The following is a 26,229-nucleotide window of genomic DNA, read 5'->3' as shown; positions in this document are numbered from 1 at the left end:
CGGGTGCGGCCCGAATCCCGGCCCATTAGAGTGCGGTCATGGGCGAGGACGTCCCAGCACAGGAGTTCACCCGCGCCGACCGCACGCGACATCGCGAGAAGGTCAGGCGGAATCTGGACGTGTTCGCGAGGATGCTGCGCGAGGCGCACTTCGACACCGACGATCCGTTCACGGGGCTCGAAGTCGAGCTGAACCTGATCGACGCCGCGGGCGACCCGGCGCTGCGGAATGCGCAGGCGCTCGAGGCGATCGCGGATGCCGCGTTCCAGACCGAGCTCGGGCAGTTCAACATCGAGATCAACGTGCCCCCGGCCCGGCTGCGCGAGGGCGGTCTGACGACCTTCGAGGAGGGCCTGCGGCGCAGCCTCAACAACGCCGAGGAGCGGTCGTCGGCGATCGGCGCGCACCTCGTGACGATCGGCATCCTGCCCACCCTCGCCGAGGGGCATCTGCGCCCGGACAGCATCAGCGCCAACCCGCGCTACCGGCTGCTGAACGAGCAGGTCCTCAATGCGCGCGGTGAGGACATCGCGATCTCCATCCGCGGACCCGAGCAGCTGCGCACGACGGCCGAGTCGATCCTGCCGGAGGCCGCGTGCACCAGCACCCAGCTGCACGTGCAGACCTCGCCCGACGCGTTCGCGGCCTACTGGAACGCCTCGCAGTCGATCGCGGGGGCGCAGGTCGCGGTGTCGGCCAACTCGCCCTACCTCCTGGGCCGCGAGCTCTGGCGCGAGACGCGCATCCCGCTGTTCGAGCAGGCCACCGACACGCGCAGCGAGGAGTTGAAGGCGCAAGGCGTTCGGCCCCGCGTCTGGTTCGGGGAGCGCTGGATCACCTCGGTGTTCGACCTCTTCGAGGAGAACGTCCGATATTTCCCGGCGCTCCTGCCCATCGTCCACGACGAGGACCCGATGAGCGTTCTGGATGCGGGCGGCATCCCCTCGCTGTACGAACTGCGCCTGCACAACGGGACGATCTACCGCTGGAACCGGCCGATCTACGCCGTCGCCGGGGGCGTGCCGCACCTGCGCGTCGAGAATCGGCTGCTCGCTGCGGGCCCGACGGTCGTCGACATCATGGCCAATGCCGCGTTCTACTTCGGGCTCGTGCGCAGGATCGCCGAGGACGATCGCCCGCTCTGGTCGCAGCTGTCGTTCCGGGCCGCGGAGGAGAACTTCCACACCGCGGCGCGCGACGGCATCGACGCGCAGCTGTACTGGCCCGGCGTGGGCCAGGTGCCTGCGACCGAGCTGGTGCTGCGCCGCCTCCTGCCGATGGCGCACGAGGGGCTCCGCGCCTGGGGCGTCGATGAGGCCGTGTGCGATCGCCTGCTCGGCATCATCGAGGGGAGATGCCTGACCGGGGTGACAGGCTCGACTTGGTTCACGACCAGGATGCATGGGCGCGCGCGGATGGACCGCTACGACGCCCTGCGCGCCACACTCCTCGAGTACTGCGAGGCGATGCACACGAACCGGCCCGTGCACACGTGGGACTGACCGGCACCCGCCCGGCCCAGCGCGATCGTCGACCGCTGTGCTCGGCTCGGCCAGGAAATGAGGGACCCCTGCACGGCTCTGGGGAAGTCGTGAGGGGTCCTTGCCGCCTGCATCGGAGCCAGTCGTAGACGACGGGCTTTGGCGCTGCTGGGGACAGCTACAACGCAAAGCGACGCAGTCAGCATACGTAATCGCCGGAGGCCGCCGCGTCCCCTTTTTGGGGGACATTTGAACGTGCCAACGGGCGATGGATCACAGGCACAGAGGGGGCGTTGGCGGCACCCTATATGTGAAGCAGGCCTTTCGATATTCTTGAGAGGTCATGTCTGTCCCCGTTGCCACACCCGCACCCCCGGCGCCGAGCTGGACCCCGGGCGAGCGGTCGGTGCTCCTCGAGCTGCGAGCGCGCACCGAGGCGACCACCCGTGAGCTCGTCGATGCCCTCGATCTCTCCGCGCCGACGGTCCGCGCAGCGGTGCAGGCGCTCTCGCGTCACGGGCTGATCGAGACCATGCCGGTCGAGGCCGGGCGACCCGGGCGGCCATCGCCTCGATTCCGATTTCGAGCCAAGTCGTTCGCATTCGTCGGGGTCAACCTCGACAACAGCGAGACGGTGACTCGCATCGCCGGTCTTGACGGGCGCCAGATCGGCGAGAGCCGCGCCCCGTCGAACGGACGGCCGTGGGATTTCGGCACCTGCGTCAGGGTCATCGCGGACGCCGTGACATCCATGCTGCCGCACGCATCCGTCGCCGCGCTGGCGCTGGCAGTTCCTTCGTGGGTCGAGCGAGACGGCACGATGCGGGAGTCCCCCGCGATGCCGGAGCTCGACGGAGTGCCGCTGCGGCAGCAGCTGGAGGAGCGCTTCAACTGCCCGGTGCTCGTGGAGAACGACGTACAGCTCGCGGCCGTCGGCGAGCATCGGTTCGGCGCGGCCAAGGGCGCGCGCACGTTCGTGTACCTGTGGGCGGGCACCCGTGTCAACGCGGCCGTATACGTGGATGGACATCTGCATCGTGGGATGACGGGCGTCGCGGGAGCGGTCGGCTCGCACAACAGGATGGAATGGGGCGCCGCCCCGCTCCTGCGTCCGACTCGCGCACAGTTCACCTCCGCGTTGACCGACGGCGAGCGCTCCCCCGCCTTCCGCGCGATCCTTCGCTACGTGAACGCCCTCTCGTCGGGACTGTCCGCACTCACTCTCGCGCTCGACCCCGAGTTGATCGTCGTTGCCGGCCATCAGTCCGACGAGGCAGGCCTGCTGGCCGACTGCCTCGAGAAGGCGATCCATCGCGACGCCTACATCGCTCATCCGCACGTGACGCCTGCCACCGTGGGATTCGACGCCCGAGTCATCGGCGCCCTCAGTCTTGCAAGCGAACTCGGCGAGCGCCGGATCCTCGGGTTGAGCGGACGCCCGCAGCCTCCGCTGACCTCTGTCGACCGAGGCTGACCGAGACACCGCCGGTCCACCCCTCCTGCGGATGGGCACGACGAAGAAGTCCGGATCGTCAGTCGTCACTCGACCTGGTTCCTCGCACGTACGCCTTGACGGTGCCGAAGCGTTCACTGCGCGAATTCGCGGTGCGACGGATGATGTACGCGCCGACGGCCGCGGGCACGATGAAGGTCTCCGCATAGTGGACGATGTAGGGCGAGAACGCGCCGGTGGGACTGACGACCTCCACCTCGTCTCCCTCCACGAGATTGAGGACGTTGACCGTGCCGTCGGTGTCGTGGGCCGCCTGCTGCTCGAACCAGTGACGGCGCACCTCGATGAACTCGAGGTGATGCAGACCGGTGCGTTCCTCGACAAGGCCGGGCCCGCTCGCGAGCACCTCGACCTGGTCGACGAGGTTGTCCCGCACCCATTCGGTGTCCCGGTCCCATTGGATGTTCTTCGCACCGTGCTCGAGGTGAACGGGACGCGGGATGCCGTCGAGCCCGACGCGCCCCCAGTCCCACAGCTTGAACGTGAAGATGTACGGCGTCGCCGAGATCTCCAGCACCATCGAGTTCGCGCCCGAGCAGTGCACTGTGCCCGCCGGGATCGCGAAGTGATCGTGCTTTCGCGCCGGGAAGGTGTTCACGTACTTCGCGGCATCGAAGGGGTGCTCGCCATCCGTCGCCGCGCGAAGCGCCTCGAGCATCTCCTGCGGGTCGACGCCCGTCTTCACACCGAGATAGACGACCGCGTCGTCTTCGGCGTCGAGCATGTAGTAGCTCTCATCCTGGGTGTACGCCATCCCGAATGTGTCGCGGATGTACTCGGTCAGCGGATGCACCTGAAGGGAGAGGTTGGCACCGCCCACCGTGTCGAGGAAGTCGAAGCGGATCGGGAACTCCGCGCCGAACCGGGCGAACGTGCGCTCGCCCAGCAACGCGCGCGGCTGGGACAGCACGAGATCCATCGCGGGGACCTCGACGACCCGGCCTCCGGCCTCGAGCAGCAGTGAGTTCTCCTCGGGAACGCAGTCGAAGCACCAGGCGTAATTGGCGGCGGTCGGATCGAGATCCAGCGTCGACTTCATCCACTGGCCGCCCCACACCCCGGGGTCGAAGAACGGGGCGACGCGGAACGGCCGTGTGGTCGCGTTCTTCAGCGCGGCCCGGAAGTGGGCTCCCAGGACCGCACCGGCCACATCGCCGGCGGCATTCCCGTCGACCACGACATCGACCCTGTCGAAGATGTCCCGCTTGTGGCGGTCGGCGGCGCGCCACTCGACGAAGAATCCCCGCTTGTACTTGCGCAGGATGTCCTCGCCGCCGTTGCCCGCGCGCCAGTTGGGAGCGTCGGCCCGGAGGCGCTGCTGGATCTCCCACCGTGCCAGATCGACGAGGACGAGCGCGTCCGCGGGCCGGCTCGCAGCGAGATCGGCGCCCCATCCGACGAGAACCGTGGGCGCCGTGCGCTCGTCGACCCGGCGACGAAGATCAGCGAGCCGGCCGGCGTCGTAGAACTCCTCGACGGCGAAGTGACTCATCACGCCGAAGACGCGGTCGCTCGTCAGACTGCGTGCGATGAGCGATTCGATGACGTCGGAATCCGCCGCGGCCGCCTCCTCCACGTCGATGACGTCGGCCTCGGGGAACACCGCGCGCACACGCGCGACGATGGCCGCGACGTCTCCGCCGGGGTACACATCGACGGCGATGACCGGCTGGTGCGTGCGAGCCGACGCGATCCCCATCGCGGCACGCCAGGCTTCATCACCGACGAGGACCGAGCTTCCGTCGGGCAGGGGCACGGTCGGCATCTTCTCGTAGGTGCTGCCTCCAGCCGGGCGTCCCGCGGGCAGGGTCTCTCGGAAGTCGACGGTCGTCATTGCTGTCCTTCGGGGGTTCTGGTGGTCTCGAGTTCGTGGGCGAGTGCGGCGACGCCGCGCATGACAGAGGTCGAGGGATCGTCCGGCACCACGAATGGCGGTCGATACGACGAGGACCACAGGTCAGCATGGACGCGATCCCGCAGCGCGGGCAGAATCACGTCGGATGCGCGCATGACGCCCCCCGTCACCACGACGACCTCCGGGTCGAAGGCGTGACAATGGGTGACGATGACGGCGGCCCAGACGGCGATGTACCGCTCGAGGAGCGACGCAGATTCCGCTTCGTGAAGGGTCTCCACCAGATCTCGGATGCCGATGCCCTGGGAGGCGGCAACCCGCTGGGACAGGTCTCGCCCGAGCGCGAGGCGCCCGGCGGCGGCATCCGCCGCGAGCACCCATGTGCTGGCGAGAGACTCCGCACAGCCGATGTTGCCGCAGGGGCACTTCGGCTCCTCCAGATCGAGGGTGACGTGTCCGCCGAGGATCGCCGCGTGTCCGTGGCTTCCGCGGACGACGCGACCGTCGACGATCGCCGCGGTCCCGATGCCGGTCCCGAGCACGATCAGCCCCGCATCTCTGACGCCGCTGGCGCTGCCGTCGGTCACCTCTCCGATGAGCGCGGCGCGCGCATCGTTCTCCACGATGGCGGGGCACCCGAAGCGCTCCATCGACCACGCATTGAGGTCGACGTCGTGCAAGTCGGCGTACTTGCCGTGCGCGGCGAGAAGGCGCGTCCCCCCGGGGTCGACGATGCCGGGGACGGCGATGCCGAGGGCCGTGGGAGGCGCCCCCTCGAGGAGGGTCTCCAGGCGCTCCGCGACGGACTCGAGGTCGACCCCGCCATCCGTGATGACGAGCTCGTGCGCCGCGACGATCTCCCCGGATTCGAAGACGCCCATCTTGACGGCGGTGCCGCCGAAGTCGATCGCCGCGATCGGTGGCGACTCATCGTGCGCCCTCATCGTATTGCTCCGAAGCTCATGGAACGCGGCCTCAGCGTGACGAGTTCGGTTGGACGACGAGACCCAGCGTTCCGAAGGGTGCGAGGGAGCACGTCACCGTCGACGCGGTGTGCTCCACGGGCTGCGGGTCCCGGCCCAGCAGGCTGGCCTTCGATGCGGAGCCGACTCCCGACGGGAAGCGGATCTCGCAGGATTCCTCGCTCTCGGCCAGGTTCTGCAGCCCGATCAGGATGCCGCCGGCGGTGCGGCGCGCGAACAGCAGCCGGATCCGCGGGTTGTCGATGGCGAACAACGAGGATGTCGCGGCGGCCGCCGGCGCCATCGAGGAGGCCCGCGACGGGGCTGCGGTGGCGATGAGGGGCCTGGTCAGGGAGGACGCGATGTCGGCTGACTGCGCGGCGAGGTCGTCGAGGTCGGCGACGTCGAAGCCCGCCACCCGATACCGGAACGTGGTGGATATCGCCTCCCCCTGGGGGAAGTTGGTCCCCCAGAGGTTGTTGTGGACCCACGAGACGACAGTGCCGGGTTCGCGAGCGGGCAGTGTTCCGGGGAAGGGAACGAAGGGGAGCGCGATGTCACCGATCTCCACGAGCGGGACATCCCGAGTCACGAGCGTCGCCGCACGCTGTCCCTCGTGGACGGTCACCCAGTCTCGAACCGCGTGGACGTGGGCCGCTCCACCCGGGACGTGCTCGATTCCCGTGCCTGCCACCGCTCCGCTGATCTCGTAGCGCACGAACGGCTCGGACGCCGCGAACGGGAAGGCGAAGTAGCCGCTCTCGTGGTTCACCGTGTACTTCTTCACCAGCTTGTTGGAGATGTCGAGGTACGACGCCCCGTCAGGCAGTCGAAGCGTGGTCTCCACCTGCTCGAACGGAGCACCGAAGACGCGGTACGTGATCCAGCTGCCGAACCCGTCTCGTCCCGCATCCACGAACGACACGTTCTCGGCGGTGCGCCGAGCGTTCAGGAGGACGAGGTCGGGCCCGAAGTCCGGAACGAAGCCCGCCATATGCCCCGTCTCGCCACGAGTCACGAACTCGTCATGGACGTAGGCGTTGAATCCGAACGCCGAGCCCTGATTCACGAGCTCGACGTTCCGTCGCAGATCGAGAATCGACAGGACGTCTCCCGTGAACTGGTCGACCTCCACACGGATCAGGCCGTTGTCGAGCGTCCAGACGGGAGTCCTCGCCGACACCGCCGCGACCGTGCCGTCGGCCCGAGCGGCCCGACCTCGCGGATCGACGACGAACACGTCGACCCGCCGTCGACCGACTGCCGGCACGGCCTCGACCGTGAAGTCGAGCCATCGTCCCGCCGAGCGGTGCACGGGATTGGTCTGATTGCGCTCGCCGAAGGGGATCTCGGCGCCGGTCACGGAGTCGACGAGACGGATGCTCGCCCGCGTGTCCACGACGTGCTCAGGGAGGAAGGCGGTTACCGCCCCGGCTCGGGGCTGCCCCGCCGAGTTGAGCACCCACAAGGCGGCCTCACCGGCTCCGGACCCGAGCGTCTCCGCAACCGCCTGCAGCGTCGACTGTGCGAGCTGCCAGGACGACTGGCGCGCACGGAGGGCGGTCTCCGCCTTCCAGTGCCACTCATCCGTCCCGGTCTCGCCGCCGGTGTCGCCGCTCATCCACGGCGCGGACGCACCCCAGGTGTGCTCGTCCCAGAGTTCGACCGCTTCCCACGCCAGATTCATGCGCTCTGCGAAGTCCGCGGACGGCTGGTCCGCCAGGGTGGCCGCGATCGTCTCGGTCTGCGGAAGCTCCGATTGCGCCTCTCGGTTCAGCTGCATGTACCGGGCAGATGACCCCAGTCCATCCGTCCACCAGTTGTTCCAGTCCCCGGTGAAGGTGGGGACCTCATGCCCGTGGCGCCGCTCCATCTCCGCCAGGTAGTCCTCGGCGCGGCGCATCCTGATCTTCGGATACTCCCACCGTTCGTTCCACTGCTCCACCGTCTCGGAGATGCGGATGTTGGGCGGGCAGTTGTCGCCGATCCGCCCCATCGTGCGGATCATCATCTCGTTCCACGGGTACGGGGATTCCAGACCTCGAATCACCTCATCGGTGCCGGAGAGGAAGCCCATCACGCTTTCGTCGTACGGATAGCCGGTCGCCTGCTCCGAGAGAAGGAACAGCGGAAGCAGGTCGTCCACCTGCGACAGCGACTCATGGAATCCCAGCATCGCGCCCTCTTGATAGGCCATCCCCTGCGCGGAGGTGGTCAACCACACGAGCACGCTGTTGCCGGAGGGTGCGGCCCAGCGGAACAGCCGTGGCACGTCATGTCCGCCCGTGAAGTACGACGCGGAGCGTCCCGCCCAGTTGTGCGACAGGGTGAGGTACTTCACACCGTTCTCGGCGAGCGCGTCGACGAATCCGGCGACGGTCCCCGGAACGTCGGTCTGATAGGCCAGGGGGAACTCGATGTCGTGCTTCTCCGAGATCTCGGCGGCATACCGCATCAGCCCGTGCAGTTCTTCGGTGGAGCACGCCTCGGTGTGGACGTTGAACGGCATCGCGGCGACCTCGATCCGCCCCGCCCTGACCTGCGCGAGGAACCGCTCGACGACCTCGGGCCGGCGCAGCGACATCCATTCCCGCAGCACCCAGATCGACTCGACGCTCCACACGAAAGCCGTGCCCCCGGGCTGCTGCGACTGCTCCGCCAGGTGCAGCGCATGGTCCAGGTACGCGAGATGCTCGGTGAGGACCCGACCTTGGAGGTCCGTGTAGCCGATGTCGAGGTGGGAGTGATGCACGACCGAGATCTCCCAGCGGCGCACCGGTGGGATGCGGATCATCGCGGGCTCATCGCACACTTCCGGAAGGCGGACGGCGACCTCGATCTCTTCGCCCACCTCGGGGATGAAGAGCCGCACGCCCCCCGTCACGCGCTCCGGCTGCGGATGGAGGACCGTCCCGTCGCACAGTGTGATGGATGCTTCGGTGATGGAGTGCTCCGTCGCGATCCGCAGCGGCTGCTCGAGGCCCCGGGAGCCCCGGCGCAGCAGCGGCTCCGCGGCGAACGCGACACCGGGGATCGGGGAGGCGGTGATCTCGAATGCGCGCTCGCGCAACCGCTGGTCGATCCGCTTCGGGTCGGCGGGCGACGTACGACGATTATCGGGACGAGCAGGGCCTGACATGAGAGTGATCCTTCTGGCGAATCGTGCTGTCTGGTGCGGACGTCGGGGCCGTGGGTGGCACAGGGGCGTGATCTACGTGCGCCCCACGTTCAGCCCGGCCGAGAAGACTCGCTGCGATCCGAGGAAGAGGAGAAGGGTGGGGATGGACAGCACGAGGGACATGGCGAGGATGTTCGGCGTTCCCAGGTTCGCTCCCTGACCGTCCTGGCTGTGCAGACCCGCGAGGGCCACCATCACAGGCATGTTCTCGGAGCTCAGCGTGAGGGAGATCGCGAAGAACAGTTCGTTCCACAGAAACATCGCCTGGAACGCGAATGCCGCGAGGAGTGCCGGCTTCATCAACGGGAGGTAGACGCTGAACAGCATCCGCCCCCAGCCCGCGCCGTCGACTTTCGCGGCCTGCGCGAGCTCTGGCGGGAGGGTGATGAGGAAATTCCGCGAAAGGAAGAAGGCGAAGGGGATGCAGATGCCGGTGTACACGATCATCAGGACCCACCGCGTGTCATAGAGATTCGTGGCGAGCGCCCCCTGGTAGAGCGGAAGGATCAGCATCTGGAGCGGAAGGAGAGTCCCCGCGTAGATCGCCCAGAACCAGAAGCGAGGCCGCCGAACCGGCATCACCACGACCGCGAAGCCGGCGAGAGCCGCGAGTATCACCGAGGCCCCTGCGCCGACGACCGCGTAGATGACACTGTTCGTCGCCGCCTGCGTGAAGCTTCCGACCTGCCACGCCGTGGCGATGTTGGAGAAGAGCCCGAAGCCGCTCGGCCACCACACGGGCGAGCCCGTGTATTCCGAGGCGGGTGTGGTCGCGTTGACGAGCACCAGCCAGGTCGGAATCAGCCAGACGATCACGACGAGCGTGACGAAGACTCCGCGGAGGAGGATCGTGGGCCGGAAGGTCTTCATGAGTTCTCCAATTGACGCCGGAGGTAGAGCCAGGAGCAGGCGAACACGATCACGGTGAGCACCACCGCAATGGCCGAGCCGACAGCGGGGTCCAGCATGAGGAAGGACTCCCGGTACATCGACAGCGCGAGGGTCTCGGACGTGCGATTCGGTCCGCCTGCGGTCAGCACCCAGATCAAGTCGAACCCGCGGAGTGCGTTCGTGATCGTCAGCCCGACGACGATCGCGGTGATGGCTTTCAGCTGCGGGAAGGTGATCCGCCAGAAGCGCACCCACCCGCCGGCGCCGTCCAGTTGAGCGGCTTCGAGCGTCTCGCGAGGCACGGTCTGAAGGCCGACCATGAAGAGCACGACGTTGGCGCCTGTGCCGGCCCAGGACGCGATGAGAAGCGCAGACAGGATGTTCAGCGGCCAGTGCAGCAGCCAGCCGATCTGGTCGTTTGCGGAAAGTACACCCAAGAACTGCAGGAGTTGATTCACGGAGCCGTCGGTGGCGAACAGGAAGCTGCCGATCGTCGCGACGACGGTGCCCGCCAACGCGCACGGAATCAGGACCGCCGCGCGCGCCCACGCGCCCAGCCGCATCTCCACCGTCAAAGCGGCAATCGCCAGGCCCAGCCCGACGGGGAGGACCAGAGACCCGATCGCCCAGATGAACGTGTTCAGCAGCGACAGCTGCAGGGCAGGATCCTGGAACATCGCGACGTAGTTGTCGAACCCGACGAACCCGGCCGACCCGTTCCCGAAGAAGGACCGCGCGATCGACCAGACGAAGGGAATCAGCAACAGGAGCAGCACGGCGAGCACCGCGGGACCCAGGAATCGGATCGCACTCCGCGGCGAGCCCAGGATCGCGTCGGGGCGCCGTCGTCTCTGACGTCTAGGGTCGTCCGACAATCTCGGGATGTCGGTCGGTGTGGTTACGCGCACGGATGCGGTCATGGGAATGCCTTCGGTGGGAGTTCACGTTCACTGTCCTGGATCGACGGCTCTTCAGCCACCGATCCAGGTCGGGTGTGCGGGCCTGCACGGAACAGCAGACCCACACACCCCGATCAGACGGTTGTCATCCGCCCAGGTTGGGATCCTTCTTCCACGCTGTCCACGCGGCCTTGGCCTGGCTCGTCATGTCGGTCATGGCCTTCTGCACGTTCGGCTCGACCATGAACCCACCGAGGCTCGAGATCGTCGACTGCACCAGCTTCGGCGGAAGGGACTCGTAGTAGCGGTTGAGGAGCGTGGCGTTGGAATCCTTGATCGCCGCGTCGACTTCCTGGGCGAGGGGGTCCTTCGGCTTCACCTTCGGGTTCGCGGAGAGGGTGGCGAGCGACTGGACCTGCTCGGTCAACGAGGTCGCGAGCCACTTCAGGGCAGCGTCCTTGTGCGCGGCATTCTTCGGAACCACGAACGCGGATGTCTCGACGAATGCCGCCGGGCGTCCGCCCGCGGTGAATGACGGAGCGACGAAGGCGCCGACCTTGTCCGCGGAGTCGTAGTTGACCTGCTGGAAGAGGCTGTTGTTCCACTGCGCACCAGGCAGCATGCCGACCTTGCCGGCCGCCATCTTCGCAGGGCAGTCGAACGTCTTGGTGTCAGGAGCGGTGACCCACTTGTTGTCGATCCACTTCTTCCAGGTCGTGAGCGCCTTCTGCACCTGCGGGTCGCTGAAGTTCGCCTTGCCGGACGTCAGATCCTGATAGAACTTGGGCGAGATGCTGCCCAGCAGAAGCTGGAAGAACACGAACGACGGCCAGCCTTCGGCCTGACCCGTGCACATGGGCTGCCCGATGGCAGCCAGCTTGGCCGCATCGTCTTCGAACTCGGCCCAGGTCGTCGGCGGACCGTCGATGCCGGCCTTCGCGAACGCGTCCTTGCTGTAGAAGACCGTCCAGTACGCCTGGAAGCTCGGAACGGCGTAGACCTTCCCGTTGTACGAGTACGCCGGGCGCAGCGAATCGTCGAGATCACCGGCCTTCACCGCCGCGTCCCAGATAGGAGTGAGGTCTTCGATCTGGCCCGTTGCAGCGAGACCCTGCAGCATCGTCCCGCTCCACCACTTGAGGATGTCGCCGGTCTTCGATGTCGGGAGCGACTGTACGACGTTCTGGATGTAGTTGGTCGTCTCGTTGAGACCGGTCACCTTCACCGGGTAGCCGGACACCTTGTTGGCCTCGTCGTAGACCGGGTTCTTCTCACCCGCCTTGGGCGTTGCTCCGTCGGTGTAGAGGGTGAGCGCGGTCCCCGGCGAGGTGGATGCCTGAGGCTTGGTCGCGCCGCTGCACCCCGACAGCGCGCCGGCGAAGATCGCCCCCGCCGCAGCCACGGCGACCAGACGCCGCAGCGTCTTCGATTCGCTTTTCCTTATCACTGTGATTCTCCTTCTCACTTCATTGTTCGGGTCACGGAAATGAACATGTGTACTTTCGGCCCCTGGTGATCGGCGCGTGACGCTCCACGGGCCGGTGACGCGCCGTCAGTCGAAGACGATGTCGAATTCGGCGCGCTGATCTTCCTCGAACCATTGACGGAAATTCGTGCCCCAGGCGTTGTTCTGCAAACAGAACGCGAACCCGTCTGCCGGATCGGGAAGTGTGTTGTCGAACTCGAACATCCGCGGTCTGCCGATCGCCAGCACTGTGGCGTCGAGCGGCGTGATGACGAGTCGATCGAACTGGTCGGCGTAACGAAGCTCTCGGGCGGAGTGCCACACACGTCCGCCGTCTCGCACGACCTTCGAGGGGTCCACCTCGACGTCGCACTTGACCAGGCGCCAGTTCGTCGGCGTCTCGACCAAGGGGTGCACCCCCAGCCAGGACGCCTCGGGACCGTAGAACGCATCCTTGTTCCGAAGGTATGCAATGACGCGGAGCCCCACCGTCCGGCCGCTCCGCCGAACGCGGTATTCGAGCGTCACGTCTCGCGGCGCACCGAACATCTCGCTCGATCGCTCGGGCATTCTGGCGGTCGCACGGACGACGAACTCTTCGCCGTCGACCCAGCTCTGTGTGAGCGTCGTCGTGGGACGGAAGACCTCGGTCACACGTTCGGGCTCCACGAGCTCGAGTCCCGGCTTTCCGAGATCCGGGAACGCCCACGCCGCCGTGTTCTGCTTGTCGCGGACATACGCACGAATCCAGCGCTGCTCATCGGCCGCGCCGTACGCCCAATACGAATAGGCTCCGATCTCGGCGGGCTTCGCGCTTCGCGTGTAGCGGGCATCGCCCCCGAGCAGCTCGCGCTCCCCGACGGAAAGCGACTGCAACGCGCCGTGCGCATCGAGCTCGATCCTGATGCCGTGGTGCTCGGCCGGGCCGTCGAGTGTCACGGCATCCGCCGGAGCGGGGCTCAGCCGGGGGTCGATCTCGGCGTCGGCCTCCTCCCGCAGGTCGGCCGGCAGGACGTCCAGCGCGACGTCGGAGTGCGCACGCTTCTCGTCGAACGACGCTTCTGTGGCCGCGAATCCGGTCGGACCCGTCGCCCACCCGGCCCACTGACGCGTGTACTCGAGTGTGGCGGGGATCGACTTGTCGAGGTCGATCTGGTCGCGTTCGCGTGCCGCGCTGAACGAGGACTTCTCGAAGATCGCGTAGTCCGGGAGGTATCTCTTGACGTCATAGCCCCACGTGTGCTCGGCGATCAGCGCGAGGCGGTCACCGAGCACCCAGTCGATCTCGTCATGCTCCACAATGGCCCCCTCCTGCAGCCATCGATCGCGCAGGCGCTGCAAGCGGGTGAACCGCGACAGGAGCGTCGGATCGCTCGAGGCGCCGTAGATCCAGGAGTCGCCGATCTCGAGGTCGAAGACGGGCAGGTGGTGGCGAGCGTCCCACGCGATCCGACCGAAGGCGTCGAGGTCCGACCCGCAGACGTCCGCAGCGTCGTACCGCGAGCGGAGTGCGCCCAGGAGTCGCGCCACGGCCTCACGGGTGGGCGGACCGGTGTTGTCGCTCGTGAAAGCGAGGAAGAGTCCTTCGTTGGCACCCGGGATCCGTTTCACATCCAGGGTCACGTCGTTCGACCCGTATGACGAGTCGTAAGAGGTCACCACCTCGCTTCCGTCCGGCGCGACCCACCGGAAGTGGTCCGGGACGTGCGGTACGGGTGACGCGGGGTTGACGCCCACATGGAAATAGCGGATGCCGGCAGCCGCGAGAGCGGGCACCAGTCCGACGGTGTGCCCGGGGACGTCGGTCATCTTGCCCGCGACCGTGTTGCGGCCGTATCGGTCGTCGAGCCGGCGCGTGACCTCGATCCCGTGATCGATCGTCTTCCGCGACTGCATCTCCGTCTGAGTGGAGAACGGCAGTGCATGCCACGCGACGACACCATCTCGGATGGCGGCGTCCAGCTCGGCTCGCTGGGATGGGGTGCCGAACTCCAGCGCGTGCGCGACCAGCCACGATCCCGTGCTCCAGATGAAGTCGCGTCGACCCGTCGTCTCCAGCAGCTCTCTTGCCAGTCGTACCGCCGTGGGGATGAACTCGTCGCGGTAGCGCCGCAGCACGCGGGCCGCCATGTCGGTGTAGCCCAGGTCGAGGTGGGTCTTGTAGACGACGTGGATCTTCGTCAGCGTCGGGTCGGACGCGGTTGCGGGCGAATCACTGACGGATTCCGGGATGTTGTAGAGCAACGATGTTCCTTGGTCTGGGGTGGCTTTCGCATGGCGAATGGGAGTCCGCGATGCGCGAACGAGAGAAATCCGAATGTGCCGCTTTCAGGCGTGTCCGTCCGCCTGATGGCTCACATTCATGACCCGATCCGCGCTCGAGGTCCAGGCGTTCTGGAATCGGGCAGTCTGCGTCGGGCCGCAGCTGCGCGCTGATCGTGTCGATGTTCTGGTTCGCGAGATCGGACCGCCGGATGCTGCCATCGGCGATGCGAAGCGCGAGAAGCCACCGCGTAGGTTATGTGCTGTAGCACGGGTGACGTTATGGGTCTGCTGAAACAATGTCGAGTAAGCGGACATCGTCCACGCCCGAATTCCAGGCAGAGCCTGGGGGGCGATCGCGGCCTCGGGTGCCGCGACATTCGCCCAGACGATTCTGAGGGTCCGCGCTCGCAACTTATCTCCTTCGAAGAGTCGGTGAACCTACGGTAAGCAGCGCCCCAAGCCCGTGAAATGGTTTCGAAGAAACCTCTTCCGCGATCTTCGTAATGGCCGACGGGCCGCACCACGTCCACACGACGAAGGCCCCGTCATCCCGTGAACCGGGATGTCGGGGCCTCGCGCCTGGCGGTGTCTGTGGGGTGATTCCCCGAGGAGTCCGCCCGAGAATGCGCCTCGGTCAGTCCTCGCCGATGTCCTCGTTCCACAACTCCGGGTTATCGCGGATGAACGCGCCCATCAGTTCGATGAGCTCGGAATCGTCGACCACGATCACCTCCACCCCGTTCTCGGAGAGCCAGTCCTGACCGCCGTAGAAGCTCCGATTCTCACCCACGATGACCCGGCCGATCCCGAACTGGCGTACCAGACCCGAGCAGTACCAGCACGGCGACAGGGTCGTCACCATCGTCGTGTCGCGGTAGCTCCGCTGCCTGCCGGCGGCATGGAACGCGGCGGTCTCGGCGTGCATCGCGGCATCCCCGTCCTGTACGCGCCGGTTGTGCCCGCGCCCCAGCAGCCGTCCGGTCGCATCGAACAGCGCGGCGCCGATGGGGATGCCGCCCTCCGCCAGTCCGGCGCGTGCCTCCTCCTTCGCGACCCGCAGCATCGCCTCGACCGTGGGGGCCTCTTCGGCGGTCATGCGACGGTGTCCGCAGCATCCACTCCGATGACGACGTCGGGCTCGTCGGCGAGCGGGCCGCCGACGGCCGGTTTGACGGCACGGAAGAAGGCGTAATAGAGCACCGCGGCGAGCACGAAGCCCACGAGCGGGGTGAGGTCGCCGATCGGCACGGCCTGCGCGACGAGGCCGGTGTAGAAGCTCTGGTTGCTGAACAGCCAGACCGAGATCACCCCCGCGATGAGAATCGACACGATCCCGGCGGGGTTGCGGTACCGGGCGGTGTCGGGCACGAGTTCGGCGATCGACGTGCCGCGGCGCAGGAACCGATCCACCAGGACGATGCCGAGCCACGGTGCGATCCAGTACGCGATCACGAGGAGGAAGTTCTCGTACCATTCGCCGAACGACGCGTTGAGGATGGCGGCGAGGGCGATGAGGAATCCGAGGATGCCGAAGCCCAGCGCCACGATCGCGCGCCGCAGACCGAAGTTGATCTTCACGCCGGCCGCGAGGAACGACATCGCTCCCGAGTAGATGTTCAACGCGTTGGCGGCGACGGCGCCGATGGCGATCGCCACCAGCGTCAGATCGCGGATGACCGGGGGCATCGGCGCGACGAAACCGGCTGTGGGGTCGGCCGGGTCGAATCCCGCCAGCAACGCGACGGCGGCGCCGGCCGCCATGAGGACCGTGCACGAGATGAAGTCACCGAGGCCCGCCGCCCACGCGATCGCCTTCGTGCTCGCATCCTTGGGCAGGTAGCGGCTGTAGTCGGACGCGTACGGATTCCAGCCGGCGGCATAACCGAAGGCGGCCGCGGCCGTGAGCGTGAAGCCCGGGAAGTTGAACGCGTGCCCCTTGACCGGTGCGTTGACGTTGACGTGCAGGAAGATGGTGACGACGGCGACGAGGAAGATCACTCCCAGTACATACGTGGCGTAGCGCTCGAACCACTGCACCAGGTCGTGCCCGACGAACGCGAGCAGCACCTGGACGGCCACGATGATGACGAGCGACAGCCAGGCCGGCATCCCGGTCAGCACGGTCAGCGCGAGCGCGCCGCTGACGGAGTTGGTGGCGAACCAGCCGAGTCCCGCCATGACCGTGTTGAGGCCGGCGGGAAGGATGTTGCCGCGCAGGCCGAACGCCGTGCGGCTGAGGACGAGCTGGGCGAGCCCCTCACGCGGACCCCACGTCGACAGGATGCCCTGGGTGATCGAGCCGAGGGCGTTTCCGAGCACGATCGCGGCCACAGCCGACCAGAAGTCGAGGCCGAAGACCGCGACGCCGATCACCCCCACGAACACCGTCGCGAACTCGAGGTTCGGCGCCGTCCAGGTGGAGAAGAGCTGCCACGGCGACCCGTGTCGACGATCCGGCGGAATGGCCTCGATCCCACCGGGCTCGACGGACAGGGGTCTCGGCGCGGCAGAAGCACCGACAGTGGGGGTTGCTGTCATGTCCGCATCGTAGATCCGCGGCGCCGTCGGGTCGAGAGGCAGAGGAAGAGTTCACACGGCGGAAACAGCCGCGTCCGTGCGGCGGCCCCTACCGAGGGCGGCTCCGCGCCGGATTCGAGCCGGGGGTGCAGCATCGCAACGGGGTGGACGACTCCTCACGAGGGATTCCTCGTCAGCCCAGGCTCTCCGTCAGCGCGGCGAAAGTCCGTTCCACCTCGCGGCAGAATGCACGGTCCCGGCCAAGGCTCTCCTCGAGCACGCCGACGAGGAAGCCGGGGTCGAGGACTCCGTGCCCGCTCACATCCGGATGCGGAGTTCGTCCCTGCGCGATCGAGACGAGCCACGCGGCGATGACCATCACACACCCGGAGGCGGTCAGGCCGGCGGCGCGTTCGCGCAACGCGATCGGGACGATGCGCAAGCGCAGTTTGGTGAGCGAGTCCTGAGCGATCTGGTCGAGACGGTGGGCGATGCGCGGGTTGCGGAACCGCTCGCGAAGCGAAACGCGATAGTCGTCGACCTCGACGGTCGGCAGATGGCGGGCCGCTTCGTCCCAGAGTGCCTCCACTGCGGCGAGCACGTCCGGGTCGCCGAAGGCGTCGGCCACGAAGGCGTGGCCGCGCACTCCACCGACGAGCGCGAGGAGCGTATGCGCGCCGTTGAGCATCCAGAGCTTGCGGTGCTCCCAGGGATCGATGTCCGCGACGAACCGCGCGCCGGCGGACGCCCAGTCCGGGCGCCCGGAGGGGAACTCTCCGCAGAGCACCCAGTCGGCGAACGGCTCGGTGACCACAGGCGCCTGATCGATCCAACCCGTCGCGTCGCGGACTCCCTCGATGTCGGCGTCCGTGAGCCGGGGGGTGATGCGGTCGACGGAGGTCGAGACGACGCGGATGCCGCTGCCCAGCCACTCGGCGAGCTCGGCGTCGACCTGCTCGGCGAGATCGTGCAGCGCGCTCGCGACGAGGAGCCCATTGGCGGGGAGGTTGTCGCACGGCACGATCGCGATCGGCGGCGCGTCCGCCTGCCGCCGGGCCTCGAGGGCCATGAGGATTCGGGCGAGCGGGATGGCCGGATGCGCCTCGAGGGAGAACCCGCGGCGCAGCAAAGCGATGTCGGCTCGCACGTCCGGGTGCTCGACGTCGAGCTTCCCGTCACGGTCGAGCCGGTACCCGGCCTCGGTGATCGTGAGGGTGAGGATGGCGACATCCGGGTTCGCGAGAGCCTTCACGAACGCCGCCACGTCGTCACCGGGTGCAATGTGGACGATGCTGGGCACGACCTCGAACCGGTCGCCGTCGGGGCCGCGCTCGACGAGCGTGAACAGGCCGCCTTGCGGCGCGAGCCGCTCCACCAGGTCACTCGAGCGGCCCGTGAACGCGGCGATGCCCCAGTCCGCGGCATCCGCCGCCCGCGCGGTGTACCACGCCTGGTGAGCGCGATGGAAGGCGCCGAGACCGAGGTGCACGATCCGCACAGGCGGCACCGGCGTCCGTTCATCCGCGACGTCGCGAGTGAGGCGGAGGGGTGAGCCGACGCCGATCACAGCTTGAACGCCCTGCGCGGGATCGCGTCGACCAAGTCGTCCGCGATGCGCTCGGCCACCGGCAGAGCGATGCGGCCTTCGGCGACATAGCGCGCCAGGAACGCAGCATCCGTCCGGCGGGCGGTGTCGTGCCGAGCCGGGATCGAAGCGAACGCACGCGTATCGTCGATGAACCCGGCGCCCCGGTAGAAGCCCGCCGTCTCGGTCACGGCCGAGCGGAACCGCGTGATGGCATCCGGGGCGTCGAGGAACCACCACGGCGCGCCGATGTACAGGCTCGGGTAGAAGCCCGCGAGCGGGGCGATCTCCCGCGAGAAGGTGGTCTCGTCGACCGTGAACAGCACGATGTGCAGGTCGGGTTCGAGTCCGTACTTCTCCAACAGGGGCCGGATGCCGTGCGTGAAGTCTGTCGATACAGGGATGTCGTGCCCGGTGTCGGGGCCGAGGCGGTCCAGCGTCGCGGAGCTGTGGCCGCGCAGCACGCCCGGGTGGATCGTCATGACGAGCCCGTCGTCTACGCTCATGCGCGCCATCTGCATGAGCATGTGCCCGCGGAAGAGAGGCCGCTCCGTGGCGTCCGCGGTCCCGGCGATGACCTGCTGGAAGAGTCGCTCAGCGTCCGCAGGCTCGAGGTCGGCGGTGAACAGCTCCTCCACACCATGATCCGTCGAGACCGCTCCGTGCTGCACGAAGTACTCGCGACGCGCCTCGAGCCCGGCCAGGTACCCCGCGAAAGTCGTGGGCCGCGCGGTGGCCGTGAGCAGCGCCTGCACATTCTCTGCGAAGCCCGCGGCGTCGGGATCGACATAGCGGTCAGGGCGAAAAGTCGGCACCACGCGACCGCCGATGTTCGAGGAACGCAGCGCCGCATGGTGCGCGAGGTCGTCGAGCGGGTCATCAGTCGTGGCGAGCACCTCGATCCCGAATCGGCGGAACAGCGCGCTGGGCCGGTACTCCGGCGACGCCAGCCGAACCCCGATCCGATCGAAGATCCGATCGGCCGTGTCGGCGCCCAGTCGTTCTTCGATGCCGAACACCGAGGCGAGCTCCTCCTCGATCCAGTACCCCGACGCAGTCCCGGCGAACAGATGCCAGTGGGACGCGAGGAGTCGCCAGCTCTCGCGAGGGTCGGCGGAGGTGCCGTCCGGGCCGACGCCGAGCGATCGCAGGGGCACGCCCGCCGCGTGAAGCATCCGCGTGACGTAGTGATCCTTGGTCACCAGGAGCTCGGCCGCATCCGCGAATGGCGTATCCGCGGCGAGCATCTCGGCGGGCACATGCCCGTGGGGCGAGATGATCGGCGCGTCGGCGACGCGCTCGTACAGGTCGCGCGCGATCGCGCGCACTGTGGGGTCGGCGGGCAACAGCCGATCGGGGTCGCGCAGTTGCGCAGCGGGCATGGTCATCGCGCTCACCAGTCGTGTACGGTGCCGTCTGCCAGGCGGTTGTACGGCAGGTAGGCCTGCTCGTACGGGTATTTGCCGGATTCGTCGAGGTCGAGCTCGACGCCCAATCCGGGCTGGTCGCCGGGATGCAGCATCCCGTCGCGCCACGTGAAGGACTGGCGGAACACGCTGTCGGTCTTCGCTCCGTGCTTCATGTACTCCTGGATCCCGAAGTTGTGGATCGCCAGACCCAGGTGCAGTGCGGCGGCCATGCCGACCGGGGAGATGTCGGTAGGCCCGTGCATGCCGGACTTCACCTGGTACAGCGCCGCGTAGTCGAGCGTCTTCTTCAGCGGCGAGATCCCACCCATGTGGGTGACGGCGCCGCGGACGTAGTCGATGAGCTGATCGCGGATGATGTCCTTGAAGTCCCACACGGTGTTGAAGACCTCGCCGATCGCCAACGGGGTCGTCGTGTGCCGGCGGACGAGGGTGAGCGCCTCCTGGTTCTCGGCCGGCGTGCAGTCCTCCAGCCAGAACAGGTCGAACGGCTCGAGCGCCTTGCCCAGCCGGGCAGCCTGGATGGGCGTCATCCGGTGGTGGCCGTCGTGCAGCAGCGGGATGTCGGGCCCGAACTCGTTGCGGACGGCCTCGAACACGCCCGGCAGGTGGTTGAGGTAAGCACGGGTGTCCCAGTCCTCCTCCACTGGCCGGGCTCCGCGCCGGGCGGGCTCGTAGTCGTAGCGAACCTCACCGCCGCCCAGAGCCGCGGCCTGCGAGCCGATCCCGTAGATGGCCTTCAGACCGGGCACGCCGGACTGGATGCGAATCGCCTTGTATCCCTGCGCGAGGTACGCGCGCACCGAGTCGAACAGCTCCGGCAGGTCTCTGCCCGACGCATGACCGTACGCCAGAAGCCCCGTGCGACTCGCGCCGCCGAGCAGCTGGTAGACGGGCATCCCCGCCGCCTTGCCCTTGATGTCCCACAGCGCCATGTCCACGGCGGCGATCGCCGCCATCGTGACCGGGCCGCGCCGCCAGTACGCCGAGCGATACAGGAACTGCCAGGTGTCCTCGATGCGCGACGCGTCGGAGCCGATCAGGAGTGGCACGACATGCTCGGTGAGGTACGCGACCACGGCGAGCTCCCGCCCGTTCAAGGTCGCATCCCCGAGGCCCGTGAGTCCGTCATCCGTCGTGATCCTGAGGGTGACGAAGTTGCGATCCGGGCTCGTGACGATCACGTCGGCCTTGTCGATGATCATGGTGTGTTCCTTGTCCGCTCGTCGTCGAAGCTCTCGCTGCAAGTGATTAGCGATAGTCGATTATCGGCTATTGTTACACCATGTCAGACCTCGTCGCACGCATGCCGGATCTCGACAGGGGTCTGCTTTCCGATCAGATCTACACGATGATCAAGAGCATGATCCGGGACTCGACGCTGCGCCCGGGCGCACAGCTGGTCGAGTCGCAGCTGGCTCGACAACTCCACGTGAGCCAATCCCCCGTGCGCGAAGCGCTCAAGCGCCTCACGCACGACGGTCTCGTCCAGCAGGTGCGCCACCACGGCAGTTTCGTGGCGGACTTCACGCGGGACGAGGCGGAACAGGCGAAGACCGCCCGGGTGATGCTCGAGGAGCTTGCCGGTCGCTTCGCGTGCGGACGATTGGATGCCGCGACCCAACATGCGCTCGACGATCTCATCGGGCGCATGTCGGAGTCGGCGGCTGCCGACGATGTCACCGCTTTTCGCGAACTGGACTTCGAATTCCACCGCGCGGTCATCGTCGCGAGCGGGAACAGTCACCTCCCACGAATGTGGGACATCATCGAGCCGAGCCTTCGATCGCTCCACGTGCTGTCGGACCCCAAGTATCCGGGCGATTGGGGGCGAGTGGCGCAGTCGCATCGAGACTTGCTCAGCGCGCTCGACGGCGGGGATCCTCAACACGCCGCCGACCTCTTCCGTCGCCACGCGAGCGGGAACCTCCACCTCGAGGACGTCGAGCGCCCCGACGCATCCGAAATCGCATCACAGCTCGCCAGGTGATTCACGTCACTCGGCCGGTCGGCGCGAACGGCGCCCACCTCACGGCCTTCCTGCATGACGGGGGTTCGCCGTCGAAACGCCTCCCAGCCGTGCTCGTCGTTCCGGGCGGCGGCTACATGACGCTGAGTCCGGGCGAGGGCGAGCCCGTCGCGCTCGCCTACCTCGCAGAAGGGTTCCATGCGTTCGTCCTGCGCTACAGCGTCGGTCCCGAGGCGACCTTCGCCCAGGCGCTCGACGATGCGGAAGCCGCGGTCGCCGCCATCCGCCTCCATGCCGACGAGTGGGGAGTCGCGCCGCGCCGGCTCGCTGTGATCGGGTTCTCCGCAGGAGGCCACCTCGCAGCCTCGCTGGGAACGATCGGACGGAACCGTCCCGATGCGCTTCTCCTCGGATACGCCATCACGAAGGACCTCACGCTGGCTGCGGGGCGCCCCTACCAGCCCGTGGTCCCGCACGTCGGTCCCGGCAATCCGCCGACCTTCCTCTTCGCGACCCGCGAGGACGCCATCGTTCCCGTCGCGCACACGGTGGCCTTCGCCGCCGCCCTCGAGGAGGCGGGCGTCGATTTCGAGCTTCACGTCTTCGAGGAAGGGCCGCACGGTCTCGGGCTGGGGAGGTCACACGAGTTCGGAAGCATCGCGCCGGCGGCGGCCTTCTCGGAATGGTTCGGATCGAGCGTCCGCTGGCTGCGCCGGCGGTGGCGCTGACGAGAGGTCAGCGTCCTCCTGGCGCGAGGACCTCGGAGTGCCACGGCCTCCTGGGTCGAGCAACCGGGGGCCCTCGGGGAACGGCCCCCAGTTCCGCCACGTACGATATTGCGTCCCCTTCGCGACGCCGTCTCCCCCGAGGCGGAGTCCCGCGCCGCGGCACCCGCACGACGGCAGTTCGTCGTGCGAGCCTCACGACCGGATCACTCCGACGATTATCGATTACTCTCTTGCCAACGATTATCGATTATCGTAATCTGGCGATGTTCCTCACCAAGGGGATCCCGAAACCACGGAAGGTTCAACGATGATCACACGCCGTTTCACTGTGGCGGCGGCCGCCGGCCTCGCCGCTGTCGGCCTCGTCCTCACGGGGTGCAGCTCCTCTGGCAGCGCCCCCGCTGCCAGCGCAGCCCCGCAGGAGAAGGTCGAGCTCAGCATGCTCGTCAACATCACCCCCAACCTGACGCAGGCCTACTGGAACGCGCTCATCACGCCGTTCGAGCTGGCCAACCCCAACATCACGGTCAAGATCGTGCCGCCCGTCAAGTCGGTGAGCGCCACCCTGCCCACGCTTCTCGCCTCGGGCGATGTCCCCGACGTCGTTGAGACGCTGACCCCGAACGCGACCCTGGCGCCGGAGCTCGTCGACCTCTCGAAGTACACGTGGGCGAAGAAGGGCCCCCTCGCCGACCAGTACAAGATGGAGGGCAAGAACCTCGTCGCCGGCGTCGGCTTCCAGCTGCAGGGCACGATCTTCTACAACAAGAAGGCGTTCCAGGATGCGGGGATCACCGCGCCCCCGGCGACGATGGCGGAGTTCGAGGCGGACCTGAAGAAGCTGAAGGATGCCGGGTGGACTCCCATCCAGAGCGGTGGCGAGTGGATGAGCCAGCTCGCCATGCAGTACACCGGCATCCCGACCGTCATCGGCAAAGATCCCGACTGGTACAAGCACATCTCCTCGGGCGACAAGAAGTGGAGCGACACCTACAGCGCGGCGGTCAAGCGCTTCGCGTCGTGGGTCAAAGACGGCTACATCCCCGCCGATGCCGTGGGTGTGAAGTACGCGGACGCCGAGGCGTCGTTCCTCGCAGGCAAGGCCGCGATGTACCCGATGGGCGCCTGGTTCTCCGCGGCCGAGGCGAAGGCGACCAGCAAGCCGGAGATCGGCGTGTTCGCGGCCCCGGCCGAGGACGGCGTGAAGACTCCTGCCCAGATCGCCAACATGGCGAACCCGTACATCATCATGAAGGCGTCGAAGCACCAGGATGCCGCAGCGAAGCTCGTCGAGTACCTGGTGACCGACAGGGCCGCGGTGACCTCGCAGCTCCAGGCGGACGGCAACTTCCGCCAGGGTTACGAGTACAAGACGACGCCGCTCGGTGCCGAGCTGCAGAAGATCATCGCCGACACCCCCGCCAAGGCGTTCACCCCGTCGGGTGACGGGTACGGCGAGCGCACGGTCGCTCCGGGCTACAACAACGAGCTGAACGCGCAGACGCAGGCCCTCATGACCGGCGGGTCGGCCGACGCGATGCTGAAGGCCATGGACGACTGGTTCGCGGCGCAGTAGCGCACATCGGTGGGGGCGTGAGGTCTCCTCACGTCCCCACCGTCACCACACCCCACGAATTGAGAGGTCGAAGATGACCGATGCATCCAAGGTCCTGACCATCTGGAAGCGGCGAATGCCCGGCTTCCTGATGACCGCTCCCGCGGTCGCCCTGTTCACCGCCATCTTCGTGATCCCGATGGGACTCGCGTTCGTGCTGAGTTTCACGAACTGGACCGGCTACAGCCTCAACTTCGACTTCATCGGCTTCGAGAACTACGCCCGCGCCTTCAGGAACCCGCGCAGCATCGACGCTGCCACCTTCACCCTGGCCATCGCCGTCGTCGGCACCCTGGCATGCAATGCCCTCGGACTCCTCACCGCAGCCCTCATCGCCGGCTCGGGTGCGCTCAACTCGACCGCGCGCATGGTCTTCTTCTTCCCCCACATCATCAGCGCCCTCATCATCGGCTTCCTGTGGTCGGCCCTCCTCGCACCGCACGGAGTCGTGAATTCCCTCCTGACCCGAAACGGCCTTCCCGAGGTGCCTTTCCTCACAGAGGCCACATTCGCCAAGGGCACGATCATCGCCACTATCGTGTGGGCGAGCTTCGGGTTCAGCATGATCCTCTACATCGCCGGCCTGAAGTCCATACCCGCCGAACTCTACGAGGCCGCCACGGTCGACGGTGCAGGCAAGTGGGCGCAGTTCCGCAACATCACGCTGCCGATGCTCGCGCCCATCGTGACCGTCAACGTCGTCCTCAGCGTCGTCGGCCTGCTCAAGGTCTACGACATCGTCGTGTCCTTGACGGATGGCGGACCGGCGGGGTCGACGCAGACCATCGTGTACCAGATCTTGAGCGACTCATTTCAGAATGCCCGGCTCGGATTCGGCGCGGCGCAGTCCGTCATCCTTCTCGTCGTCACGGCCGTGCTGGGCATCGCCGTCACGCTCGCTCGCCGCGGCGCCGAGAAGAAGGTGAGCGAGTGATGTCGACCATCGAAGCAAGTCCCCCCGATTCGATCGGTGACGTCGCCGTCGACGTCACCCCCGAGCGCCGCGAGCGCCGGGGGCGCGCAGCCCGGACGACCAAGATCCGAGTTCCCCTCGCTCCGCGCATTCTGAAGTGGCTGTTCATCGCGCTGCTGGCGGTGGTCATGCTCGTGCCGATGTACATCATGGTCATCAGCGCGTTCAAGTCCCAGGCGGACATCTTCGCGAATCCGCTCGGATTCTCCCCCGGCTCGTTCTCGTTGACCTACCTCGTGAAGGCGGCGACCAGCAAGGACTTCAACGTCCTCGGCGCCTACGGCATCACCGTGCTGTTCGTGCTCCTCGTCAACTTCTTCTGCATCGTGATCGCGTCGCCGGCCGCGTATGTGATCGCCCGCGGCAAGAGCAAGTGGCACCTCGCATTGCTGCTGTTCTTCGTATCGGGGCTCTTCATCCCCGGCCAGGTCACGCTCATCCCGGTCGTCTACGTCCTTCGGGTGCTCGGCCTCATCGGCACGATCCCCGGATTCGTGCTCTTCGAGACCGCGCTGACGCTCCCGATCACGATCTTCCTGTTCACGGCCTACATCAGGTCCCTCCCTCGAGAGATCGACGAAGCCGCCGAGCTCGACGGGGCGGGCAAGATCCGGGCGTTCTGGTCGTGCATCTTCCCGATGATGAAGCCCGTGGTGGGGACCATCCTGGTTCTGAACTCCGTCAGCATCTGGAACGACTGGATCAACCCCCAGATCATCCTGGGCCCGAGTTCCGGGATCCACACGGTGACGACCGGTGTCTTCGCCGCCGTCGGCCAGTACCAGACGGACTACACGACGGTCTTCCCGACACTTCTCCTGGCCGTCGCGCCGGTGATGATCTTCTTCGTCATCATGCAGCGGCACATCATCGGCGGCCTGGTCGCCGGGGCGACGAAGGGCTGAT

General features: G+C 67.2%; 19 protein-coding genes. 7 read left to right on the top strand and 12 right to left on the bottom strand.

Annotation, left to right across the window (positions count from 1 at the left end; all coding sequences use genetic code 11):
* Positions 1-38 precede the first annotated feature (38 nt).
* Both AC0NZN_RS09375 and AC0NZN_RS09370 read left to right on the top strand, forming a co-directional pair.
* Positions 39-1,502: a glutamate-cysteine ligase family protein gene (locus tag AC0NZN_RS09375; RefSeq protein WP_474592027.1), complete on the top strand. Its 1,464-nt coding sequence runs from the start codon at positions 39-41 to the stop codon at positions 1,500-1,502.
* Positions 1,503-1,824: 322 nt separating this feature from the next.
* Positions 1,825-2,955, top strand: a complete 1,131-nt coding sequence (locus AC0NZN_RS09370) for an ROK family transcriptional regulator (RefSeq protein WP_474592026.1) — start codon at positions 1,825-1,827, stop codon at positions 2,953-2,955.
* A 58-nt stretch (positions 2,956-3,013) separates the two neighbouring features.
* On the opposite strand, the gene AC0NZN_RS09365 is transcribed toward AC0NZN_RS09370, so the two are convergent.
* From AC0NZN_RS09365 to manD, 12 genes are all read right to left on the bottom strand, one after another.
* A complete protein-coding gene (locus AC0NZN_RS09365; protein WP_474592025.1) occupies positions 3,014-4,828 on the bottom strand; it encodes a class I mannose-6-phosphate isomerase in 1,815 nt (604 codons plus the stop codon).
* On the bottom strand, positions 4,825-5,793 hold the full coding sequence (locus AC0NZN_RS09360; protein WP_474592024.1) for an ROK family protein: 969 nt from the start codon (positions 5,791-5,793) through the stop codon (positions 4,825-4,827). Before AC0NZN_RS09360 ends, AC0NZN_RS09365 begins: the two co-directional genes overlap by 4 nt.
* 31 nt (positions 5,794-5,824) lie before the next feature.
* Positions 5,825-8,950, bottom strand: a complete 3,126-nt coding sequence (locus tag AC0NZN_RS09355) for a glycoside hydrolase family 38 N-terminal domain-containing protein (protein ID WP_474592023.1) — start codon at positions 8,948-8,950, stop codon at positions 5,825-5,827.
* Positions 8,951-9,022: 72 nt separating this feature from the next.
* On the bottom strand, positions 9,023-9,859 hold the full coding sequence (locus AC0NZN_RS09350) for a carbohydrate ABC transporter permease (RefSeq protein ID WP_474592022.1): 837 nt from the start codon (positions 9,857-9,859) through the stop codon (positions 9,023-9,025).
* Complete coding sequence (locus tag AC0NZN_RS09345) at positions 9,856-10,800, bottom strand: carbohydrate ABC transporter permease (protein WP_474592021.1); 945 nt, start codon at positions 10,798-10,800, stop codon at positions 9,856-9,858. Before AC0NZN_RS09345 ends, AC0NZN_RS09350 begins: the two co-directional genes overlap by 4 nt.
* Before the next feature lie 124 nt (positions 10,801-10,924).
* The gene (locus tag AC0NZN_RS09340) at positions 10,925-12,226 is read right to left on the bottom strand and encodes an ABC transporter substrate-binding protein (protein ID WP_474592020.1); all 1,302 of its coding nucleotides are present in this window, start codon (positions 12,224-12,226) and stop codon (positions 10,925-10,927) included.
* A gap of 105 nt (positions 12,227-12,331) precedes the next feature.
* Positions 12,332-14,488: a DUF5054 domain-containing protein gene (locus AC0NZN_RS09335; protein ID WP_474592019.1), complete on the bottom strand. Its 2,157-nt coding sequence runs from the start codon at positions 14,486-14,488 to the stop codon at positions 12,332-12,334.
* Between the two features lie 655 nt (positions 14,489-15,143).
* On the bottom strand, positions 15,144-15,605 hold the full coding sequence (locus tag AC0NZN_RS09330; protein WP_474592018.1) for a nucleoside deaminase: 462 nt from the start codon (positions 15,603-15,605) through the stop codon (positions 15,144-15,146).
* Positions 15,602-17,047, bottom strand: coding sequence for a purine-cytosine permease family protein (locus AC0NZN_RS09325; RefSeq protein ID WP_474592017.1), 1,446 nt, complete (start codon positions 17,045-17,047; stop codon positions 15,602-15,604). Before AC0NZN_RS09325 ends, AC0NZN_RS09330 begins: the two co-directional genes overlap by 4 nt.
* A gap of 172 nt (positions 17,048-17,219) precedes the next feature.
* Entirely contained in the window at positions 17,220-18,533 is a 1,314-nt protein-coding gene (locus AC0NZN_RS09320) for a mannitol dehydrogenase family protein (protein WP_474592016.1), read from the bottom strand.
* Positions 18,534-18,589: 56 nt separating this feature from the next.
* Entirely contained in the window at positions 18,590-19,999 is a 1,410-nt protein-coding gene (gene uxaC, locus AC0NZN_RS09315) for a glucuronate isomerase (RefSeq protein ID WP_474592267.1), read from the bottom strand.
* Positions 20,000-20,004: 5 nt separating this feature from the next.
* Complete coding sequence (gene manD / locus AC0NZN_RS09310) at positions 20,005-21,243, bottom strand: D-mannonate dehydratase ManD (protein ID WP_474592015.1); 1,239 nt, start codon at positions 21,241-21,243, stop codon at positions 20,005-20,007.
* An 80-nt stretch (positions 21,244-21,323) separates the two neighbouring features.
* On the opposite strand from manD, the gene AC0NZN_RS09305 reads away from it, so the two are divergent.
* From AC0NZN_RS09305 to AC0NZN_RS09285, 5 genes are all read left to right on the top strand, one after another.
* A complete protein-coding gene (locus tag AC0NZN_RS09305) occupies positions 21,324-22,028 on the top strand; it encodes a GntR family transcriptional regulator (RefSeq protein WP_474592014.1) in 705 nt (234 codons plus the stop codon).
* Positions 22,025-22,735, top strand: coding sequence for an alpha/beta hydrolase (locus AC0NZN_RS09300; protein ID WP_474592013.1), 711 nt, complete (start codon positions 22,025-22,027; stop codon positions 22,733-22,735). Before AC0NZN_RS09305 ends, AC0NZN_RS09300 begins: the two co-directional genes overlap by 4 nt.
* 307 nt (positions 22,736-23,042) lie before the next feature.
* On the top strand, positions 23,043-24,311 hold the full coding sequence (locus tag AC0NZN_RS09295) for an ABC transporter substrate-binding protein (protein WP_474592012.1): 1,269 nt from the start codon (positions 23,043-23,045) through the stop codon (positions 24,309-24,311).
* A 73-nt stretch (positions 24,312-24,384) separates the two neighbouring features.
* Entirely contained in the window at positions 24,385-25,284 is a 900-nt protein-coding gene (locus AC0NZN_RS09290) for a carbohydrate ABC transporter permease (RefSeq protein WP_474592011.1), read from the top strand.
* Positions 25,284-26,228, top strand: a complete 945-nt coding sequence (locus AC0NZN_RS09285; RefSeq protein ID WP_474592010.1) for a carbohydrate ABC transporter permease — start codon at positions 25,284-25,286, stop codon at positions 26,226-26,228. Before AC0NZN_RS09290 ends, AC0NZN_RS09285 begins: the two co-directional genes overlap by 1 nt.
* Position 26,229: the final 1 nt, after the last annotated feature.

The organism is Microbacterium sp. sgz311019 (assembly GCF_056135325.1).
Note: the sequence above shows the minus strand (reverse complement) of the source record. Positions and strands in the feature narration are given on the sequence as shown.

Bases quoted from the DNA above. Each gene is read 5' to 3' on its own strand.
- AC0NZN_RS09290 (WP_474592011.1), top strand. From the start codon at position 24,385: ATGACCGATGCATCCAAGGTCCTGACCATCTGGAAGCGGCGAATGCCC.
- AC0NZN_RS09365 (WP_474592025.1), bottom strand. From the start codon at position 4,828: ATGACGACCGTCGACTTCCGAGAGACCCTGCCCGCGGGACGCCCGGCT.
- AC0NZN_RS09295 (WP_474592012.1), top strand. From the start codon at position 23,043: ATGATCACACGCCGTTTCACTGTGGCGGCGGCCGCCGGCCTCGCCGCT.
- AC0NZN_RS09350 (WP_474592022.1), bottom strand. From the start codon at position 9,859: ATGAAGACCTTCCGGCCCACGATCCTCCTCCGCGGAGTCTTCGTCACG.
- AC0NZN_RS09325 (WP_474592017.1), bottom strand. From the start codon at position 17,047: ATGACAGCAACCCCCACTGTCGGTGCTTCTGCCGCGCCGAGACCCCTG.
- AC0NZN_RS09285 (WP_474592010.1), top strand. From the start codon at position 25,284: ATGTCGACCATCGAAGCAAGTCCCCCCGATTCGATCGGTGACGTCGCC.
- AC0NZN_RS09375 (WP_474592027.1), top strand. From the start codon at position 39: ATGGGCGAGGACGTCCCAGCACAGGAGTTCACCCGCGCCGACCGCACG.
- uxaC (WP_474592267.1), bottom strand. From the start codon at position 19,999: ATGACCATGCCCGCTGCGCAACTGCGCGACCCCGATCGGCTGTTGCCC.
- AC0NZN_RS09330 (WP_474592018.1), bottom strand. From the start codon at position 15,605: ATGACCGCCGAAGAGGCCCCCACGGTCGAGGCGATGCTGCGGGTCGCG.
- manD (WP_474592015.1), bottom strand. From the start codon at position 21,243: ATGATCATCGACAAGGCCGACGTGATCGTCACGAGCCCGGATCGCAAC.
- AC0NZN_RS09305 (WP_474592014.1), top strand. From the start codon at position 21,324: ATGTCAGACCTCGTCGCACGCATGCCGGATCTCGACAGGGGTCTGCTT.
- AC0NZN_RS09355 (WP_474592023.1), bottom strand. From the start codon at position 8,950: ATGTCAGGCCCTGCTCGTCCCGATAATCGTCGTACGTCGCCCGCCGAC.
- AC0NZN_RS09370 (WP_474592026.1), top strand. From the start codon at position 1,825: ATGTCTGTCCCCGTTGCCACACCCGCACCCCCGGCGCCGAGCTGGACC.
- AC0NZN_RS09360 (WP_474592024.1), bottom strand. From the start codon at position 5,793: ATGAGGGCGCACGATGAGTCGCCACCGATCGCGGCGATCGACTTCGGC.
- AC0NZN_RS09345 (WP_474592021.1), bottom strand. From the start codon at position 10,800: ATGACCGCATCCGTGCGCGTAACCACACCGACCGACATCCCGAGATTG.